General features: G+C 60.8%; 12 protein-coding genes. 6 read left to right on the plus strand and 6 right to left on the minus strand.

What is annotated here, in order from left to right; genetic code table 11:
- Nucleotides 1-227 precede the first annotated feature (227 nt).
- Nucleotides 228-836: a hypothetical protein gene (locus tag BBX50_RS17305; protein WP_065776559.1), complete on the plus strand. Its 609-nt coding sequence runs from the start codon at nt 228-230 to the stop codon at nt 834-836.
- Nucleotides 837-1,076: 240 nt separating this feature from the next.
- Here the strand turns inward: BBX50_RS17305 and BBX50_RS17310 are convergent, their stop codons facing one another.
- From BBX50_RS17310 to BBX50_RS17325, 4 genes are all read right to left on the minus strand, one after another.
- A complete protein-coding gene (locus tag BBX50_RS17310; protein ID WP_065776560.1) occupies nt 1,077-2,417 on the minus strand; it encodes an HlyD family type I secretion periplasmic adaptor subunit in 1,341 nt (446 codons plus the stop codon).
- A 6-nt stretch (nt 2,418-2,423) separates the two neighbouring features.
- Entirely contained in the window at nt 2,424-4,820 is a 2,397-nt protein-coding gene (locus BBX50_RS17315) for a type I secretion system permease/ATPase (protein ID WP_244513194.1), read from the minus strand.
- Nucleotides 4,821-4,883: 63 nt separating this feature from the next.
- Entirely contained in the window at nt 4,884-6,932 is a 2,049-nt protein-coding gene (locus BBX50_RS17320; RefSeq protein ID WP_244513179.1) for a type I secretion protein, read from the minus strand.
- 130 nt (nt 6,933-7,062) lie between these two features.
- Nucleotides 7,063-8,811 (minus strand): hypothetical protein, encoded by a 1,749-nt coding sequence (locus BBX50_RS17325; protein ID WP_065776563.1) that lies wholly within the window; start codon nt 8,809-8,811, stop codon nt 7,063-7,065.
- 559 nt (nt 8,812-9,370) lie between these two features.
- On the opposite strand from BBX50_RS17325, the gene BBX50_RS17330 reads away from it, so the two are divergent.
- The 5 genes from BBX50_RS17330 (at nt 9,371) to BBX50_RS17350 (ending at nt 16,751) form a co-directional block, all read left to right on the plus strand.
- Nucleotides 9,371-9,853, plus strand: a complete 483-nt coding sequence (locus BBX50_RS17330; protein WP_065776564.1) for a hypothetical protein — start codon at nt 9,371-9,373, stop codon at nt 9,851-9,853.
- 156 nt (nt 9,854-10,009) lie between these two features.
- Nucleotides 10,010-10,957 (plus strand): DUF817 domain-containing protein, encoded by a 948-nt coding sequence (locus BBX50_RS17335; protein ID WP_065776565.1) that lies wholly within the window; start codon nt 10,010-10,012, stop codon nt 10,955-10,957.
- A gap of 141 nt (nt 10,958-11,098) precedes the next feature.
- Nucleotides 11,099-14,155 (plus strand): AsmA family protein, encoded by a 3,057-nt coding sequence (locus tag BBX50_RS17340; RefSeq protein WP_065776566.1) that lies wholly within the window; start codon nt 11,099-11,101, stop codon nt 14,153-14,155.
- A 104-nt stretch (nt 14,156-14,259) separates the two neighbouring features.
- Entirely contained in the window at nt 14,260-15,525 is a 1,266-nt protein-coding gene (locus BBX50_RS17345) for an alkyl sulfatase dimerization domain-containing protein (RefSeq protein ID WP_065776567.1), read from the plus strand.
- A gap of 344 nt (nt 15,526-15,869) precedes the next feature.
- The gene (locus BBX50_RS17350) at nt 15,870-16,751 is read left to right on the plus strand and encodes a hypothetical protein (RefSeq protein WP_065776568.1); all 882 of its coding nucleotides are present in this window, start codon (nt 15,870-15,872) and stop codon (nt 16,749-16,751) included.
- Nucleotides 16,752-17,051: 300 nt separating this feature from the next.
- On the opposite strand, the gene BBX50_RS17355 is transcribed toward BBX50_RS17350, so the two are convergent.
- Nucleotides 17,052-18,599: a DUF2235 domain-containing protein gene (locus BBX50_RS17355; RefSeq protein WP_065776569.1), complete on the minus strand. Its 1,548-nt coding sequence runs from the start codon at nt 18,597-18,599 to the stop codon at nt 17,052-17,054.
- Between the two features lie 192 nt (nt 18,600-18,791).
- Nucleotides 18,792-20,417 (minus strand): peroxidase family protein, encoded by a 1,626-nt coding sequence (locus BBX50_RS17360; protein WP_065776570.1) that lies wholly within the window; start codon nt 20,415-20,417, stop codon nt 18,792-18,794.
- Between the last annotated feature and the right edge of the window lie 40 nt (nt 20,418-20,457).

Consider the following 20,457-nt stretch of genomic DNA (forward strand, 5'->3'; position numbering starts at 1 on the left):
CTGTCCGCCCCCAAATGCGCGCGCCGCCCTTCGCGGCGTCTCGACTCGCAACATCAACCGTGAGTTTATGAAATGCGGATTGACGCAAAGCAAGGCGCGCGACGAAGGGGAACGGCGGCCCACTCGTCGACGAAGCATGGAGCGGTCGGGCGCCATCACGTCATTTCGATTTTACTCGGCCAGCGGCGAGAGCTAGCCTTTCGCCGAAGTCGTTGGAGGAGAGACCGATGAAAAGCGGATTTGCAGCAGTCGCGCTGGTCCTGGCCTGTTCCGGCACGGTCCATGCGCAAGACACCAGCATGAGCTTCTTCGTAACCAGCGTGAACCCGGGAAAGGGCGGCGACCTCGGCGGCCTCGAAGGCGCCGACGCCCATTGCAACACGCTGGCGACGGCCGCCGGATCCACCGGCAAGACCTGGAAGGCCTATCTTTCGACCGATCAGGAAAACGCCAAGGACCGGATCGGCAAGGGTCCCTGGTACAATGCCAAAAGCGACAAGATCGCCGACGACGTCGCCTCGCTGCACAGCGACAAGAACAACCTGACCAAACAGACCGCGCTCAACGAGAAGGGCGAAGTCATCAACGGTCGCGGCGATACGCCCAACCGCCATGATATCCTGACAGGTTCGAAGGCCGATGGCACCGCCGCCGCCGACACCTGCGGCAACTGGACGATGGGTGGCGCGGACGGTGCGGCGATCGTCGGCCACAGCGACCGCACGGGGCTCAACGATTCCTGGAACGCCTCGCACGCCACGCGCGGGGGCTGCACGGTCGAGGCCTTCAAGGGCACCGGCGGCGACGGCCTTTTCTACTGCTTCGCTGCCAACTAGGGCGCCGTGCGTTCATATAAACGCACAAGGGGCGCTCTTGCACTTTGAGCCTAGAGCATCCTTCTGCCTCAAGTTATTCCACTTGAGGGCAAGGTGTTCCAGCGCGCTTGATCCAGCAATGGCGTGCCCGCCGACACGAACGCTCCTGCCGAGTGGCAGGGCGTTTGCGCGGAAGCGCAGGCACCCACACGACATGGAGACGCAGGCGCCGCCCGCATCACAGCTGCTGCCGCGAGCCGGTCAATTCTCCATGAACGCGCGCGCCATGCTGTCGCGGATCGGCTTGGTGAGATAATCGAAGAACGTGCGCTCTGCGGTCTGGATGAGGATTTCCGCCGGCATGCCGGGGGTCACGACGAAATTATGCACCCGCGCGAGTTCGCTGGTCGGCAGGCTGATGCGGGCGAGATACACCTCGCGTGTCCCCTCCTGCGTCTGCACCGGCAGGGCGTCCGCCGACACGTAAAAGACCTGTCCGTTCAGAACGGGCGTGGTGCGCTGGTTGAGAGCCGTCAGCCGCACGGTCGCCTTCTCGCCGACCCGGATATTGTCCACGTCGGTGCGCAGCACTTGCGCCTCGATGATGAGCGGTACGTCGGCGGGCAGGATTTCCATGATCGGCTTGCCGCTTTCGATGACGCCGCCGGACGTATGGAAATGCATCCGGATGACCGTGCCCGTGACCGGAGCATTGATCGTGGCGCGGCGCAGGACATTGGTGGCACCGCGCAATTGTTCGCGCACCGTGTCGAGTTCCGCCTCGGCCTTCTGCAATTCGTCCATCGCCGCCTCTTGATAGCTCTGTTCGGTCTGGCTGACCTGCTGCTGCTGCTTGAGGATCTGAGCACGGGTTTCCGAGACTTCGGACATCAGCCGCCCGATCTGGCCCTCGGCATCGGCGATCGCACGCTGGATGGTCTTGATCTCCGTCTTGCGGATCAGGTCTTTGGCAAGCAGTGTTTTCTTGCCGATATATTCCTCCTCAAGCAGAACACGCTGCTCGCGAACCGATTTCAGCTGTTCCTGGAAACCTTGCGCGCGGAACTCCAGGCTCTCGATGTTGCGTTTCAACAGGCCGATGTCGCTGTCCAGCTTGCTCCTCCAGGTCTGGAAGTTTAGCTGCTGGCTCTGCAGGATCGGGGCGAACTCAGGGTCTTTCTTGACGTGCCCCGTGAGAGCCGCGGGCAACGCGATCTCTTTCAGACCATGTGCCTGCGCTGTGAGCCGGGCGACGATTGCTTCCAGTCGCGCCCACCTGAGAAAAAACTGCCGCTCATTTGCCTGTGCCGCGGTCTCGTCCAGCCGAACCAAAGGCTGGTCCACGGTCACGTGATCGCCCTCGCTGACCAGGATTTCCTTGATGATCCCGCCTTCTAAATGCTGGATCACCTTGTTTTGCCCGGTCGCAACGAAACTGCCCTGAGCGATGATGGCCGCCGCCAGCGGCGCGGTGAATGCCCAGAGGCCGAAGCCGCCAAACGTGACCGCGATCAGCACAAGACCGATGACGGTCTGCCGCCAGATCGAGCGCGGAACCTCCGCGTACCATGTCAGGTCCTGAATTTTGGCCATGTCTGTCATGTTCGCCTACGGAAGCTGGGGTTGGTCGAGCGGGTTGCCTTCGGTGTTGACTCCACGTGCAGCGAGCGCCTTGAGGACGTCCTGACGTTGACCGAAGAGGGCGACCGTGCCGTTGACGAGGAGCAGAACCTTGTCGACACTGTTGAGGAGAGCCGGACGTTGCGTGATGGTGACGACGGTGATCTTCTCGCGCTTTGCATGGGTGAGCGCCCGTGTCAGCGCCGCTTCGCCGGCGGTGTCCAGGTTGGAATTGGGTTCGTCCAGAACCACCATCCGCGGATTGCCGAAGAAGGCACGGGCAAGAGCGACCCGTTGTTTCTGGCCGCCCGACAAGGGAGAACCGTCCGCCGCCACCACGGTTTCGTAGCCGTGCGGCAGCATGGCAATCATGTCGTGAACATCAGCAAGCTTGGCGGCGGCGTAGATATCGGCGTCCGTGGCATCCTCGCGCATGCGGGCGATATTGGCCTTGATCGTTCCCGGGAACAGTTGCACGTCCTGTGGCAGGTAACCGATGCTTTCGCCGAACTGCCGCTGGTCCCAGTTTCTTAGGTCCATGAGATCCAGCCGAACGTTGCCCGAGGTCGGCAGGATGGAACCGACGAGCATCTTGCCAAGCGTCGTCTTGCCCGCGCCGGAACTGCCGATGACGGCAAGTGAATCGCCTGGCTCAAGGGCGAAGGTGATGCCGTTGAGCACCACCCGTTTGGTGCCCTGCGGGACGAAGAGCAGCCGCTCGACATCGAGGCGCCCCTCGGGACGCGGCAGCTTCAACCGCTCGAAATTGAGGGGTGAGGTCTTTAGCAGCGCAGAAATGCGCCCATAGGCGGCACGCGACTGGATGACTTGGCTCCATCCCTCAATCGCCCCCTCGATCGGCCCGAGCGCGCGGCCGGCGATGATGGAGGCCGCAATCACCATGCCGCCGGTGAGCGCGCCGTTGAGGGCGAGATGTGCGCCCCAGCCGAGCATCGTCACCTGAGTTAACAGGCGCACCGCTTTGGAGAGGGACGCAAAGGCGATGTTGCGGTCCTGCGCCATGACCTGCGCCTTGAGCGAGCCGGCCATGTCCTTGCCCCAGATGTGCACCGCCTCCGGGATCATCGCCAGTGCATTGATGATCTGCGAGTTGCGCGACATCGAATCGAGATGAAGGTTGGCTTTGGTCTGGTAGTTGGTCGCTTCGCCAAAGGCGGCTGCCGTCGCTTTCTGGTTCAGCAGCGTGACGATGAGGAGGAGAACGGCCGACGTAACGACGATCATGCCGAGATGCGGGTGGATGAGGAAGACCGCCACCAGAAAGAGCGGCGCGATCGGTGCATCGAGAAACGAAAGCAGCGTGCCCGATACGAGGAAGGAGCGAAGCTGCTGCAGGTCGCCAAGCGTCTGATACTCGCGCCCGTTGCTATGCAGGGCTGCCCTGGCCGCCGCGCTCAGGATCGGCGCGCCGAGTTGTGCGGCCACTTCCACGGCAGTGCGCATGAGGATCATGCGGCGAATGGCGTCGAAAACCGACTGCAACACCACTGCACCAACGATGATCGCGGTCAGCATCATCAGCGTGTCGACCGAACGGCTGGTCAGCACCCGGTCCGAAATCTGGAACAGATAGACAGGTATCGATAGCACGAGGACGTTGGTGACGATCGTAAACAGCATGACGATCATCAGGTTCTGCCGGATCGCCTTGAGACCTGCTTGCAGGCTGGCCGAGAAATCGACTGGCCCGAGGCGTTTATGGAAAATGCCGCCCCCTCCGCCACCGCCATTTCCGCTCGAAGAGCCTCCGCCCTTGCCGGGTGATCGGTCATCCACCTTGATCGGTCCGCGATCGCCATCGATCACGACCATGCCCGACGGTGAGCCCCTGTCCTTCATCTCGGCCGTCGGCCAGACGATCGGTTTTTCGACGCGAAGTTCCGGCTTTCGCTCTTCCTGTGCAGGGCGGCGCTCGACCGGCGCTTCTTCACGCGGCACCGGCCTTGCCTCGACCCTGGCCGTGGCCTCCGTCTTCGGTGACCATGGCCGCTGAATGACGCCGCTTTCCGGCGGGCTGCTCACCTGTACCGGCCTCGGCTGCACGGCGCCAATCGGCACAGCCGGCGCAACACGTGCCGGCGCGATGCTCGGCGCCTGGTCGCTCGGTTGTGTCGGTCTTGTCGTCGTTCCCGACCCGGGAAGGGCCGAAGCGGACGAATTGGTCCAATTGCTGCTTTCGTTGGCGCCGGTTATCGCCGCTCTTCTTATTTGGTCCGCCACCCCGTCAATCTCCTTAACAGCGCGATCAACTACGTGTTCCTGATGATCAAGATTGCGGAGGAACTGCCGTCGAACGGCCCCCGCGTCGAGCTTTTCCGGTTGGCTGCCGTCTTCGCCGGCGCGCGGAATTGCGGCATCGTCCAACCCAGTGGACACCGGCCAAGACGGTCTGTTGCGGTCGGTCATGGGTGTTCTCCCGCGCTCCGCTCAGGCGACCATGCTGTGCATGGGATCGGCGCTGGCCGTCTCTATGGTGTGCAATCCCGGGTTCGGCGAGATCTGGTCCTGCGGCAGGTTCCCGGTATCGGCGGTGAGCATATCGTCGCCGAGGAAGACGACGGCTTCGCTGACCAGTGCATCCGGATTCTGGCTTCCGAGATAGGGATCGTTCTTGATCAGTTCGGCCTGGATGAGGACTTCGTCCGAGTAGGCGCCGCCGCCGGCAAAAATCGTCTTGCCGGTATCGACGTCAACGATCCCTGCGTAGTTGAGCAAGGCATTCGAGCCCGTCGAAATGGTCCAGTCCGCATCCGGATGCGCGGTCAGGGCGTTCATCGCCAGCGTCACCTGGTCGCTGTCGCCCAGAATGTTGGTCTGCTGGATGTAGTTGAGGCTGATGAGATCGCCGGAAATGTAAAGCACTCTTAAGCCATGCAGCCCGGCAAAGGCGGGATCATGCAGAAAGTCCCCGAACGACGGCTTCTTGCCTTCGGAAAGATCCTGAAGTGCCGACAGGTAGCCTTCCGACATTGGGCCGACTTTGCTTCCCGCACCGGCTTCAACGATCCCGGCATAGTTCCAAAGCAAGTTTCCGCCTGTTGAAACGGAACCTGCGCCACTCGTCTGGAAACCACCGACCGCCCCGATGAGATCATTGTCGAGCAGGATGTTCGTCTGCTGGATGATATTGGCGTCGAACACGCTTCCGCCGACAAATATGAGATCGTATCGGTACCCCAATTCCAGCAGCGACACCTCATTGGCGGATGTGTTGTCGCCGGCGACGATCGACAGCTTGGAGCCGGAAGCGGAAAGGATGGCCGTGTCCTGATCCGACATGAACGCGAACTGCTGCAACCAGTTCACCATCATCAGATCGCCCTTGACCTCGGTGATGGCCCACGCCGAGGGGAAGATCCCCGTGTCAGCTTGCGCCGTTTCGGTTGCGGACGGTTCGATGTGCTTGAACATCGCGATGTTGAATGCCTGGGTCGCTTCCTGCTCGAGGGTCCCCCCGCCGCTCAGCGCGGAGCTGACAAGATCGCTGTCGTAGTACACATTGGTCTGGATGATCGCGTTGAGTTCGACGTGGTCGCCGGCAACCGCCAGGACCTCTGCCTGCAGCCAGTTGCTGGTCACAACGACAGAATTGGCCAAGGTATTGCTGCCCGTAACGAGCTCTACGGAAACGTCGATCGAGACGGCGCCTTCCCCATGAGCGACGCCGCCAACGGCATCCTTCGGACCGTTCGACGCCTCAGGCTCATCCGGGGTGTCGGGTGTTTCGTCCTGGTTTGGCAGATGATCTTTGAGCGCCGGCGCTTCCTCGACGAGCACGCCATTCACATAAATGCCGTCAAGCGCGCTGGCCTTGGCCACGAAGCTGCTGACGGCGATCCCGCTACCCTGCGCTTCGTCACTGGCGGCGTAGGCATCGAGCCTCTCGGCCGCGGTCACAACGAGGCTGGCGATCGCGTCACTGGAGCCGGCAACGTCCGTGTTACCCAGCAGCGAAATTTCCTGCGCAGCATCGATCAGTTCGGCCATCGTGGCGCTGTTGTCGATGCGCAGACTGGATTCAAGGCCATGCCCGCCGACGTTGATCAAATCGTTGTCTGAGAGTTCCGCGGTCTGGGTGCTATGGACCACGACCGAGCCCGGTGGATTGATCTGCGGCGTCCCGGGCTGAACCGCCGTTCTGGCAGATCCGCCCTGCAAGACGGATTCCGCAATGCCGCGGTTCAAAAACCCGCCGGAAATCGGATATTCCGGGAAAGCTATGCCCGCATATCCGTCGGGGGTCGGCATATAGATGTCCGGGCCGAGCGGCTTGTAGGGAACATCAGGGTTGAAGTCGTCGAGATCGTAGGGCGCCTGGACCTTGACCGGCGCTGACACGAGTTCCTTCGGATCCTTGTGGACTTCTCGGTCCGGATCGAATTTCTCATGGATCTCACGCAGACGCGCCTCTTCGGTGGTGAGCTCGAAGAGACCGATAAAGTGGGCAATGGCCTCGGTGATCTTTGCGGAATACAAGGTCAGGCCCTCCTCCTGTAGTCGGCAGTCCCCTCCGGGGCGGCGGGTAATGCCGGACTGCGCGGGAGGCTTCCCGCGCAGTCCTTTTCAGGCCGACCCCGCGATACGCGGGTCGACACCACCTTATCGATCAGGTGTTGTCGTCGTCGCCAACAGCAGTGGTCGTGTAGTCACCACCGACGACCGTCATGTCGATCGTGTTACCCTGCAGGTTCGCACCGAGCACGATCTGCTGGTTGAAGGCGTTGGTGTCGATCACGGCGTCTGCCGAGGCCGAGGAGATCCCCTCAATGAAGCTATCGTCACCATTATACGAGCCCCACGTGCCGGCGCTGCCACCTGCACCGCCATCGCCGTTGGTCGCAAAGCCACCGTTGCCTCCGGCTCCGCCAGCACCACCGAACGCGTCGCCACCATGGGCATCGCCACCGTCGCCGCCGGCTGCCCACGAACCCGTGAGCGCGAGGCCGCCCAGGCCATGACCACCGGTCGCAGCACCACCGGTACCGTCACCGCCAGTCGAGTCACCCGTGGAGCCGCCGCCTGCATAGGCGTCGCCACCGCCGCCGCCAGCGCCACCGACGCCCGCACCGGCACCAAAGCCGGCGCCTGCACCAAGGCCAGCACCCAAGGCGCCACCGCCGTCACCGGCATCGCCGGCATCGCCACCGTCAGCACTGCCGGTATCGCCGACCGCGACGCTGTTGCCACCGTTGCTGTCGCCACCGTCGCCGCCGAAGTTCAGGATCGGCAGGATGAAGCCGCCGGCATCGCCGCCGTCACCCGCATCCGAGGCTCCCGCCGGGCCGCTCGTGACGTCGCCGCTCGTGCCGCCATTGCCGGCACCGTTGCTGCCACCGTCACCACCGGCTGCCGCGCCGACACCGAGGCCGACACCGAGACCGAGACCGACGCCGAGACCGGCACCACCAGCACCGCCGGCACCGGCTGTCGCCGTACCGCCATTCGCGTCACCACTGGAGCTGCCACCGCCAACGCCGACACTGGCTGCAATGCCGCCAAGGCCGGCACCGCCGGTCGCATCGGCATTGTTGTCTGCGTCGCCGCCGTCGCCATCGCCGGCACCAGCGAAGCCACCAACGGTATGGCCGCCATCGCCGCCGTCACCACCGTTGGCATAGGCCTTGCTTCCGCCTTCGCCGCCGTCTGCTCCTGCCTGAATGCCATCGCCCGAATGAGCGTCCCCGGCATTGGCGTTGCCGTTCTGGTTGAGCGTACCGCTGTTGTTGATATCAGAGGCACTGTCGTCGTCCGACATGATGGCGTTCTGGCTGAACACGTTGGCAACGTTGCTGTTGCCATTCATCGAGCCGTTCAGGATGTCCTTGAAGCTCGTATTCGCCATGCCGTGGATCGACGAGTTGTCGATATCGGCGAAGTCGTCATCGGACGGCTTGTAGCCGCTCAGGTCGAGGTCGACGTCAATATCGACATCAACGGTGGTACTGCTGTCCACGTCAACATCGGTGCTGTTTTCATTGAGGTTGGCATTCAGGTTGGCGTTGCCGTTGCCATTCAGGTTGGCATTGCCGTTACCGTTCAGGTTGGCGTTGCCGTTGCCGTTCAGGTTGCCGTTGCCGTTCGCATTGGCATTGCCATTGCCATTGAGATTGCCGTTGCCGTTCAGGTTGCCGTTATAGGATTCGCTGTATTGCGACTGGCCCTGATCCTGTCCTTGACCTTGGTCTTGTCCCTGACCCTGGTCTTGACCCTGTCCTTGGCCTTGCCCTTGGCCCTGAAGCTGAGCCTGCAGCTCCGCTTGCAATTGTCCTTGACCCTGGCCTTGTCCCTGGTCCTGGTCTTGATCTTGAGACTGGCTGTCATCCCATGGCCACAGGATATTCTTGTCCTTACTCATAACTATTACCTCAAGTTGAGGCCGCGACAGCCGAGCCGCATTCTTCTCATACGCGGATTTGGGCCATGCGCGGGCTACGTGTTGAACTTAGTGAACTGCGTAAAGGTGGTTTCCTCCGGGCGCCTAGTCGCCCACATGCCGATATCTTCGATCGTTTGTTTTGCCTCTCCCCTTATTTGGTCGAGAGGACCGGATCAGGTTCCCAACAGGGCATTTCCATTCGATGCAGTGCTCGCCCTTAGAGGCCTGAGTGCGTCCTGCTCGCCGGTTGCAGAGGGGAGTCTGTCTAAAACCGACACGCATTGTAAGTTGTCAGTTCGGGCTAACCTTCGCGGGCTAGCGACGAGGCCCTTTGATGTTCACCCACGGGTTAGGCGAAATGTGGCCATGCATCATCCCGGCGCGCAGCCGGCATTGCCCTGCCAGTCGGCCCGAAACCGCCCGCACACCAGCGCTTTCAGCGATCGGATGGCGGTGAACAGAACAAATTTACTGGAAGCAGGAATGGGATATTCTAGCGTAGGTCCGTTTGACGGATGACAAACGTTGGCAGGGACTTATGGTGAGATTTCACGAGATCCTACTTCTGATCGGGCAACTCAACTATACGTGGACCAACACGGAGAGTTTGCTGATCTACCTCATTGCCGGACTTGCCCGAGTGGACAAGGAAACCGCGATCGTCATCTTCCTGACGCTGAACACGACACGGGCCCGCATCGAGCTCGTGGAGCGGCTGGCCAAGATGGGCAAGACGCCTCCCGCCCAGCGCCAGGAGATCCTCTCGATCACCCAGCAACTCGGCCGGCAGGCAAAGCTTCGCAACAAATACAGCCATTGCATCTATTCCTTCGACGAAAACGGAGACCAGGCGAGCACGCAGCTGATGGCGATCTTCGACAGCAAGGACACGATCAAGTACGGCAAGATCGAGCAGATCAACGATGCGGAGATCGCCAGGATCAACGAAGTCATCGAGCAGCTGCAGGAGGTCAACCGGGAAATCTGGGCGATCGTGGACCGCTATTCCTTCCCGCGCTGACACTTGCCGGCGGTTTCGCGGATCGCTTCCTGTACGGCTCGCCGCTTCGGGGCACGGATCGCCGATCCGCTCGCCCACACGCTCCGGTTTTGCGATTCATAATTCAACCGCATTGTCCGGCCATCGCATCACCGACGGTGAGGCGGAGGCAGGGTTATGGTTCGAGTGTCAGACGAAAAGCGCTTCACAAGCCGGGAAGCACGCATCGACGCGGCCGCGCACCGCCTGCTCGACCGGCTCCCGGCGGGTGGCCTCCTTGGCGGGCTGACCGAGTTTCTCGTCTTTGGCATCAAGCAGGCATTCGCCTGCCTCTTCGGCGGCGCCATGCTGGGTCTCATGCTCGTGACGCGCTTGTGGTGGCCCGAAGATATTGGCCTTGCCCGCTATGACTTCCTTTTCCTGAGCGCCATCGCCATCCAGATTTCGCTGCTCGTCTTCAAGCTCGAAACGGCTGCCGAAGCCAAGGTCATCCTGATCTTCCACGTCGTCGGCACGCTGATGGAAATTTTCAAAACGGCCGCCGGATCCTGGGTCTATCCCGAGCCGAGCCTGTTTCGCATCGGCGGCGTTCCGCTGTTTTCAGGCTTCATGTATGCCGCCGTCGGCTCCTATCTCGCACGCGTGACCCGGATTCTCGACATGCGCTATACCGGCTATCCACCGCTTTGGGCGACATTGCTTCTGGCCCTCGCCATCTACGTCAATTTCTTCTCGCATCATTTCATCATCGACCTACGCTATCTCTTGTTTGCATTGACGGCGGTCCTCTTCCTGCGCACCACCGTGCACTATCGCGTTTTCCGGTTTCGTCACCGCATGCCGCTGCTCATCGGCTTTCTGCTGGTCGCCCTTTTCATCTGGTTTGCCGAGAACATCGGCACCTGGTCGCGTGCCTGGATCTATCCCTCGCAACACAATGGTTGGGCACCGGTCTCCCTGCAGAAGCTTGGCGCCTGGTACCTGTTGATGATCCTCTCATTCGTTCTGGTCACGCTCGTCCATCGACCGAGATGCCTGCTCGCTGGGACGAGAGGTTCGCAGACCCTGACACCGGGCATCCTGACGACATCGCCCGAAGCCGACGGTCGCACAATCGCGGGATAGACGCACCGACGATCGCTCAAGCTCTCGTAACGGCGCGCCTCTGCGAGCCGCGACGCGCACGAGGGGCGCGCGGCAAGAGTTGCAAATCGGCCGTTGCTGGAAAACGATACCGAATCAATCGCTCTTGCAACGGAGAGACACATGCGGGGTTTCTTTCTTTGCCTGCTCGCGCTCGGAGTCTTCATTGCCGTTTCTCTCGTTGTCCTGCCAAGTTTCGTTTCGAGTGACTGGATGCGGGCGGAACTCGCGCGACAACTCTCGAGCGCGACGGGCAGTTCGATCGCGCTGAACGGCCCTGTCAGGCTCTCGGTCGTTCCGCATCTGGCTGTGGTGGCCGAGGACGTCTCGCTCGATGCCGAAGGCGTGACTGCCAAGATCGGCGAAATCGCCGGTTCCGTGACTTTCCCGTCGCTCTGGTCCGACCGCTTGCACGTCCGCGAGGTAAGGCTCGCGCGCCCGGACATCACCGTGCGACAGACGCCGGATACCACAACGGACGCCGCCGCAGAAACACAAGGCGGCGGCCAAACGCAGGCCAAGGCGGGCGACCCGCTCGCGGTCCTGGTCGCCTTCCTCGAGCGGAGCGCCATCGATTCCATCTCGATCACTGAAGGAACCCTCAGACAGGAAGATGCTGCCGGCGCAGCACAGGTGCTGACCGACCTCGATCTTACCCTTGCGGTTCCCGATATCGACGGCGAACTGTCGCTTTCGGCCGGCGCCGGCGTCGAGGGCCGGCGTTATGAGGTCACGCTCACCGTTTCGCCGCTCCGCCCGCTGCTCGAACGCAAGCCGGCCGAACTCAGCTTCTCTCTGGAAGCTGACCCCGCGCTCTCACCGGGCCTCGCCGAACTGAAGGCGAGCGGACAAGTGGCGCTCAATGCCAACGGCAGCTACCAGATCCGCGGCGGCAAATTGCTTTTGGGAGAGGAGGCGCTTGGCCTCGACGCGCTGTTCATACCGGGCAGTCGCCCGCGGTTTCTCGCCGACCTGAACGCCGACCGGTTGGATTTCAGTGCGTTTGTCGAGGGCAGCACCGCTGCATCGTCGCAATCGGCGGGGCAGACGGGCCAATCGGAAACGCCCACAGGGTCAGCGGGCCTTGAGGCGCTGGCTGGGTTCGATGCCGACATCAGCGCCAACGTGGCCGCTCTCACCCTCGGCGACATTTCAGCCTCTGACGTTGCACTGACGGCAACGCTCAAGGATGGTCTGCTGACGACCCGGCTCGATCATCTGGGCATCGACGCCGGCAATGTTGCGGCCAATCTGGTTGCCGACATCCGCGATGACGAACCGACCTTCCAAGGCCGCGTCGTGAGCAAGGGGCTCGACATTTCCAGGCTCGCGGCATTGGCAGGGCAATCGGTGCCGCTGGCCGGCACCTTGACGATGGATACCGGGTTTGCGTTTCGCGGACTGAGCGCAAGCGCACTGCGCAAGACAATCAACGTCACCGGCAGCGCCAGCCTGCGTGATGCGACCTTTACCGTACCCGGCTTTGCCGATCCGTCAGCGAGCGAGGTAAAGGCACGGACGCTTGCCCTCAAAATCGATGGTCTCGCGAAGCCGCTGCGCCTGGCAGGGAACCTCAGCTGGCGCGGAAAATCGGCCGATGTCGACCTGCAGGTACCCATCCACGACCTTCTAAGCGCCAAGTCCGGCGCAGGCGAAATTCCGTTGAAGCTTGATCTGCGGATGAAGGAGGCGACGCTTGCCCTTGACGGCAAGGCGGCGCTTGCGGGCAGCTACGCCGGAAAGGCAAGCTTCGCGGCGGCGGATCTGCGTTCGCTGCTTGCCTGGGTCGGCCAGGGTGGCGCCGATAGCGTCGACCAGTTCGCCTTCAACGGCAATGTCAACGCGGGCCCTGAAGGCGTCGCGTTTCAAAAAGCCACCATCTCCGTCAACGGCGTCGAGGGAAGCGGCAACGGGGCGGTTCAACTTGGGGTACCGCTGAAAATATCAGGCGCCCTCCATTTTAAGGAACTGGATCTGGCGCGGCTTGCGGGCGCTCCGTCCGCAGCGCAGCGATCGAAAGCCAAGGGGAGCGGTGGGGCGAGCGGTAGCGCTCCGGACGTTCCATTGGATCTGTCGTCGCTTCGGTCGATCGATGCATCCATCAAGGTCGATGCCGAGAAGCTTGGTTATGGCCGCGTCTTTGCCGGACCGGTTGCGACAACTATCGCCGTTTCCGAGGGGGTCGCGAGCCTCGATGTTCCCGAAAGCCCCTTCTATGGCGGCCAGGTAGCGGCGAGCCTGCGGGCGGATGCCTCCGGCTCCGAGCCGTCGATCGCCTTGAAGGCCTCCATATCCGGGGCTTCGTCCGCCCCGCTTCTGACTGACCTTGCAAATTTCAAGCATCTCGAAGGCGCCCTGCAAGCTCAGTTCGACATAGCGGGCGCTGGCAGTACGACGGGGGCGCTCAAGCGGTCATTGGCGGGCTCCGCCAACGTCCGGTTCTCCGATGGCGCCATCCGTGGGATCGATGTCGCCGATGTCTACAACAACCTGGTCGGCCTGATGTCGTCGGGCTTCAAGCAGAACGAAAACAAGGCGACCGGCTTCACCGAGCTAGGCGCCTCCTTCGTCATCGAGAACGGTGTGGCCCGCACCGAAGACATCAAACTGATCGGCCCGCTGGTGCGCATGAGCGGCAGCGGCGAAGCAAACGTTCCCGACGATCAACTGAACTTCCGGCTTGATCCACGCGTGGTCGCATCATTGCAAGGTCAGGGCGCCGATATCGCGACCGAGGGCATCGGAGTGCCCGTCATGGTCGAGGGATCCTTTGCCGCTCCGCGCATCTATCCTGACCTTTCGGGACTTCTGAAAAATCCCGACGCTGCGCTCGCGACGCTGAAGAAGTTTGGGTTGCCGGCCGACAAGCTGCGGCTCGACGAGCTGCTGTCGGGCGAAGGCAAGAAAGGTGCGATCCGCGACATCATCAGTGGCGCCATCGGCAAGCCGCCGAAGGACCAAGACAACGAGCTTTCCATCGAGGAGATCATCGGCGGCGGTGCGCCAGAGAGCGGCGAGGCGCCTCCAACCTCAGCGGCCGGCGGAGAGGCAACGCCCGACGTCGCCACAGAGCAGCCGGCGCCGGAGGTCGTGCAGCCCAGCCAGCAGCAGCAACCGCAAGCCGAGCCCTCGAAGCAGGAAGGCGGCACACTGGGAAAACTGTTCGAATTTCTTCAGTAGCGCCCGGCAGCAACTCAAGGCACAGCGCGCGCCGAGGCTTCGCGCGCGCTTCCAATCACTGCCAGGGCTGCTAAACGTATCGGCGGTTTGCTTCGAGGAATGCCATGCGACATGACCCCCTATTCGAACGCCTCTGGGACGGCCGTGCCCAGATGGAAGAATGGACCGCTGCGGTTGCGCACGGCGCCATTACGCATGTCAGCGACAACATCATCACGGTCCACACGACCTACTTCTGCGGCAGCGTGACGGCGATACGCACCGCCGAAGGGCTGGTGCTGATCGACACGGCAAAGCCGGACACGGCCAGGCAGACCCTCGAAATCGTTCGTTCCTGGGACGACAGCCCGATCCACACCGTCATCTTCACGCACGGCCATATCGACCACACGAGCGGCATCACCGTAATCGACGAGGAGGCGGATGCGAGAGGACTGCCGCGGCCACGGATCATCGCGCATCGCAACGTCAAGCGGCGCATGGACCGCTATGAGGCATCCCACGGTTTCAACAGCATCGTGCAGGGCCAGCAGTTCAACAAGCCCGGTTACGTCTACCCAATCGGTCAAAGGCAGCCCGACGAGGTCTATGACAGCACTCTTTCGCTGTTGATCGGCGGGGAGCGGATCGAGCTCTTGCATGGCCGCGGAGAAACGGACGACGCCACCTTCGTCTGGCTGCCGGACCAGCGCGTTCTGGCAAGCGGCGATTTCGTCATCTGGGTGTTTCCCAACGCCGGCAATCCACGCAAGGTGCAGCGCTACGCGGCGGAATGGGCGACAGCGCTGAGGCAGATGGAGCAGCTCGCTCCGGCAACCCTCATCCCCGGCCACGGCCCCGTTGTCTTTGGCGAGGAACGCGCGGCTCAGATGCTGCGGGATGGCGCCGAAGCGCTTGAGCACCTGGTGCGCCAGACGCTCGCGCTGATCAACAGGGGCGCCACGCTCGACGAGGTCCTACGTTCCGCAAGGGTGCCGGAAGAATATCTCACCAAGCCCTATCTGGTTGCAAAATATGATGACCCGGAATTTCTGGTTCGCGCCATCTACCATTTCTACGCCGGCTGGTTTGACGGCAACCCAGCACATCTGAAGCCAGCGCCAACCTTTGAGCTTGCGTCGGAACTGGCCAAACTTGCCGGCGGTGCTGCAAGGCTCGCCGAGCGGGCAGCCACTCTGTCAGCGGCCGGCCAATCCCGCCTCGCCGTACAACTCGTCGAGTTCGCCAGCGCCGCCGCGCCTGATGACCGCAGCATTCAGGCCACCCGCGCTGTCGTTCTGCGAAAATGCATCGATGGAGAGAACTCGCTGATGGGCAAAGCATTTCTTGCCGTCTTTGAACGCGAGGCGGAGCAGCGATCCAAGAGCTGAACGGGCTGAGGCCGCGCTCAAATGGTGTCTGCGTTGAAGGCGCTCTCAGGCTCGCCTGGCGGTGTTGTATTGCTCAACGGAATGCCTTTGTCGTCGCAACGCAGCCATCATCAGAAATCCCGGGTCAAGCAAGCGTTGACCGCACAGATCTTGAGCAGTTCTCACACCATTTGCTCTGAGCTGCAGATCTAACTCACGCCGGGTTTCCCTCACACCGGCGGTGCAATTCCTACGAGATGGAAGCCGCAGATTGTACTTGCGCTATAGCTAAATTAGCCTCAATCTGTGCGTGGGCTTATAGGGGGCGAAATCCTTGGTTGTCGAATTCCGGGAGGAATGGGATCATGGGACACGTACTTCTTGCGCGAGAATACAAGCTACTGCTCAAGCCGAGTGAGTTTCAGGCAAGGCCAACGCTACCATCCGCCAACGAGTTCTGGGCGTCGCGGATCGAGAGAATTGTCTCGACGATCGACAACCGTCCCGATCCGTTCAAGAGGGTGGTCCATAGAGTCATCCGCTTCTGGGACACCGCAGACTGCGTCCTGTCGAAACACGACCTCATCCTGCGAACGCGAGAAGAGATGGATGAGAATTTCGTTTCGGCCGGCAAACTAGAGACAACCTTGAAGCTGCGTATGCCCGATCAGTTCGTGGTCGCTTCGACGTCTTTGGTGGACGACGGTAAAAACGATGAAAATACGGAGACGAAGTTCGAGGAAGACATTGGTCCGCTCGAAATTGCAAGTCCACGGGCGAGCGAAGGGGCTCGCGTCATTGTTCCCGTCAAGAGGTCGACGAGAAACCGGTTTTCCCTCTCTACGACCATAGAGAGCGACCCGAAACGGCGTCCCACAAGGCTCGCCGATGTTCTTGAAAAATTCCCGGGGGCGAAGAAACTGATCGGCGATCTGGCGACCAACGAAGACCTGGTCAGCGGATCAGTCAGCCACGAATACGCATTCAAAAAGGCCAAGGCAAAGTTCAGTGATAACATCGATGGCATATTCGCGTTGAGCCTTTGGTGCTTCGATACGCCTGAAGCCAAGCCAGGCGTCGCGGAACTCTCCTATACCTGCGAAACCCAGAACGGAAACATGCCGGGCAAGGCAGCCCGCGACGCCTACGATCTGTTCATAAAACTCCAGAACCAGCTGGCAGATATCGTTGATCCTGAAAATACCAGCAAGACGGCGCTGGCGCTCCCGAAGGGGTGCGGAGGCTGAGCTGTCTCCTTCGGCAAACGGCGATTGCTGCAGCTGTTGTGACGAAGCATGCGTTCTCGCCGACTACAGCATGTTTCCTCTTTAAGGACAAAAACATGCAGCAATTCAAAACGCTACAGCGACCTTTGCGCGTCGGATAAGACGCGGCCCGTAGGACGACGGCACACCACGGGTGCCGAAGATTGTGATCGACCTTCGTACAGGCAAGGCCGATCAGAGCTCTGACAGCTCCGCAACACCCTCGCGCGGCCCGCGACAAGACGAGGCCGCGCGGGCAGATCAGCGCCTTGATCGCAAGCGCTACCGGCTAACCGTCAGCTTCACGCTGCCGCGATTGTTGTCATAGGTTTGCCAGGCATCATTGGCAAACGCGTAGAGATAGCCGGACTTCTTGGGCGTAAATGTCGCTCCGGCGCCAATCTCGAAAACTTCATGTGGTGCAAAGCTCAACTTGTCTTCCGCCTTCCCGTCGGGCAGCACGCCGTTGGCCACCACGCCGATAAGCGAAAACCAAGGCGAATCCCGCTCGCGCTTCGTGTACCAAAAGTCGACCTGGTGGTTGCCGGTCAACTTGGCAAAAAGCGGCTCGCCCTTCTCCCAGATCGACGAAACCATTTGAACCGCCTCGCCGAGGTGGAACTTCCCGTCATCGGCTCCACTGGCGGCACAGGTTATGTCGCTATCCATCCATTCGCCCTTCGCCTTGAAGCCGTACTTCTTGCCGGCTTCGAGAAAGATGCCGGTGAAATTCCATCGCTCCCGCGCAAAGACGTCGATCGTCACCTCCTGCCCGTCATCAAGGCGTTTGGTCTTCCAGTAGTCGCCCTGCGACAAGGGCGGGGTGTTGTGACGGCCCTTCGCGGACGTGTGCAAAACCGCGCTGTCATCGGAGAAGAGGGGCACGTCACGCGGCCGTGTCCTTAGAGATTTGAAGACACCGGTAACCGAGTCATGCAGCTGCCCCAGCGGGTCGTCCGCAAGCTGCAGTTCAATGTTCTCTCTGAAGTTGAGACCAAGGGCCCGTGCTTCTTCAATCATCCAGCGCAGTGCGCCGTCTGAAAGGCCGCACCGGCCATAGCCTCCTCCGACATCGCCATGGACGCCGGGAAACCAGATCTGTTTCACGCTCGGGCGGTCTTCGACATTCGTCCAGAGGGTCGGCGCAAAACTCTGACGCTTCTCGTCAATCGCAATGGCATGTCGGGCATTGGTGACGATCGGGCTAAGGTCCGTGTCGTGAAAGCTATGCTTGGCAGGGTCATCCAGCAAGTTGAGCAGCGCCAGGTCATCCGGGATGCCCAAAGCACCAACCGTATCCCAGACTCCGATAAAGTGAATAGGGATTGAACGCTTGCTCTTTTCACCCGCCTTCACGCCGTGGAAGGGCAATTTCTTGCTGGCGGTGACAGGTTTGGCATCCTTTTCGGGCAAGCGATAGTTCTGGAAGAGCGCCTCGATAGACACCCAGATATCCTTTTCCGCCATGTCCGCGGCCTTCAGCAGCCCACAACGCGATATCATGCCGCCCAAACTGCGCACTGTGTAAGCCCCGCGGCTAAAGCCGAATAGCCAGATCGCCGCACCGTCCACGTAGTTGCGGGCAAGCCAGTTGTAGCCGCTCATAATGTTCTTATCGAGCCCCTCCCCCATTCCGCCGCCTGCCACGCGATCCCACAATCCGCCGTCGGTTCCAACGCCGGTATGATAATAGGGTCTCTGTTCCTGGCCGTCCTTATCCACGCTCGCCAGCGCGTTGCGAAATTTCACGACGTTGGTCGGAGCGGGCAACCCGGCTTCGACCTGGTCCGGCGTGTTCCATGTTCCGTCGCTGCATACGATTAGATGCATCTCCCATTCCCCCATATGCTCAGCAAAATAAGTCTGGAAACAAAGCGGCTTCACAATTTACGCGCGATTATCTTTCGACTTTAAGATGTGCAAAAAAGTCAAATAGGTCGCCAAACCCTCCCGGATTCGAGGCGACATTTCTGCGCTGAAGGTCCGATCCTTTTCTCTCCAGTGACGTCTACTCCGGCCGATTTAGAAACGGTCGAACGTCCGCTCCCAATCCGGGCGGGTCATGCGTATTTTTGCGACCGAAGCCTCGTCGAGAGCTTGGCGACCCGCTTGCCGGCGAACGATCTCCTGAACGCTTTGCGGTTTCTCTATTTCTGACATGCCCCATTCGGTAAACGTGCCGGCGTTGAACACGTGCTCGGACAGGAGCGGATTGGTGAGCGCTTGAGAAAATGCATCAAGCGCGACCATGGTACCGATGAGAAGAGGCATCGGCGTGTTCGCGTTCACGTCTTCGGCAAACAAGCCGACATAGAATTCAAGCTGCTCGGGCGACCCGTAGACGGCAGTCAGAGCCCGCCGCCGAGCCGGATCACCGGTTAACTGAGACCAGTCGTCGGCAGGTCGTAGGCCCATCGCTTTTCGGTAGTCATTGTAGCTCGCTACCTTGCTGTCTCGACCTTGATCGATCGCTCGCTTTTCGACCTCCGCCAGAAAGGCCGGCGTATTGAAAAGACCCAAAGCACAGGCCCTTTGCTCGCTGGTGAGGCTCAGAGCTTTCAAGAGCCCGACATTGGTCAAATAGCTGTTGTCCAAGAACATTTTCGCGGAGGCAACATCGCCGTTAGCCCAAGCGACCTGGTCCGGGATCATCGAATGCCAACGATAAAGCAGCGCGAACTCAACCGTCATCCAGTTGGGCCGGTTCCATTTCGCAGGCCAGGCAACGGACGGATCTGCTTTCAACCTAAAATAGACCGAGGATATGTGATTGATGTAATCTTCGATGACGACTTTGATGAAGACGACAATCAGGATCGCTCGCGCGGTTTGAAAGATCCGTTCATCGTCCCAGTCTGTGTTCCTCGACACCAGGTTCTCGGCTATCCGATTATGCTCCCGCAGGAAAAGCGTGTTCATCATCGATACAAAAGGTGTCGCATTCACTCTGTCTCCACCGACGGCAAAAATCTGTCGCGCGGCCCCGTCGACATCGGACTTAAGCCCGAGCGGAGGATCGAGTATCAGCGCGCGGTTTGCATCGGTGAACTCACGTTTGTAGGTGCGGCCATCCTCCTCAAACAGGAATGGCGGATAATCCTCGCCGAGTATCTGCTGGACCTTCAGCCGTCCACGCAAAAGGGGATCTTCACTTTTGGTCCGCAACACATCTGTTTGTGCCCAGGTCCGGCCGTACAGAGGCGACAGATCAATCTCGTGGTTCGATGTCGTTCGGCTTCTCGCTGACATCTCGGTGCGAAGAAAACCGTCCGTCAGATACTGCGCAAAGGCCGGAAACAGGAGGGTGGATTTCGGACACTGCCTTTCACCGTTTTCCGGCCTTTGGAAAAGGGCGAGCACTTTTTCCCGATCTGGCAACTGAGGCTGTGGGTCGCGGGCCGGGAGATGGCGCGCGAAATAGGTCTTATCCGTCAGGGACACCCATGAGGTATAAGGCGAAACCGTGGAATAGACGTGCGGACGGCTCCGCGTCGTGTTGACGGCGGTATTGATGATGCTGCGGTTGACGATCTTGGCGAGGAAAGGGACCCGAGCGGCAAACGCCCACAGGGGCTCGAAACGCTGCAGCACATAGCTGCGCAAACGGCGAATGAAGCCATCGGCGCTTTTACTACGAAGGTTTTGCATAGGTCGCTCCCTAAAGCGCAAGATATCCGCGTGATTGAAT

It is taken from the genome of Ensifer sp. LC11 (assembly GCF_001695835.1).
Classification (GTDB): Bacteria; Pseudomonadota; Alphaproteobacteria; order Rhizobiales; family Rhizobiaceae; genus Ensifer.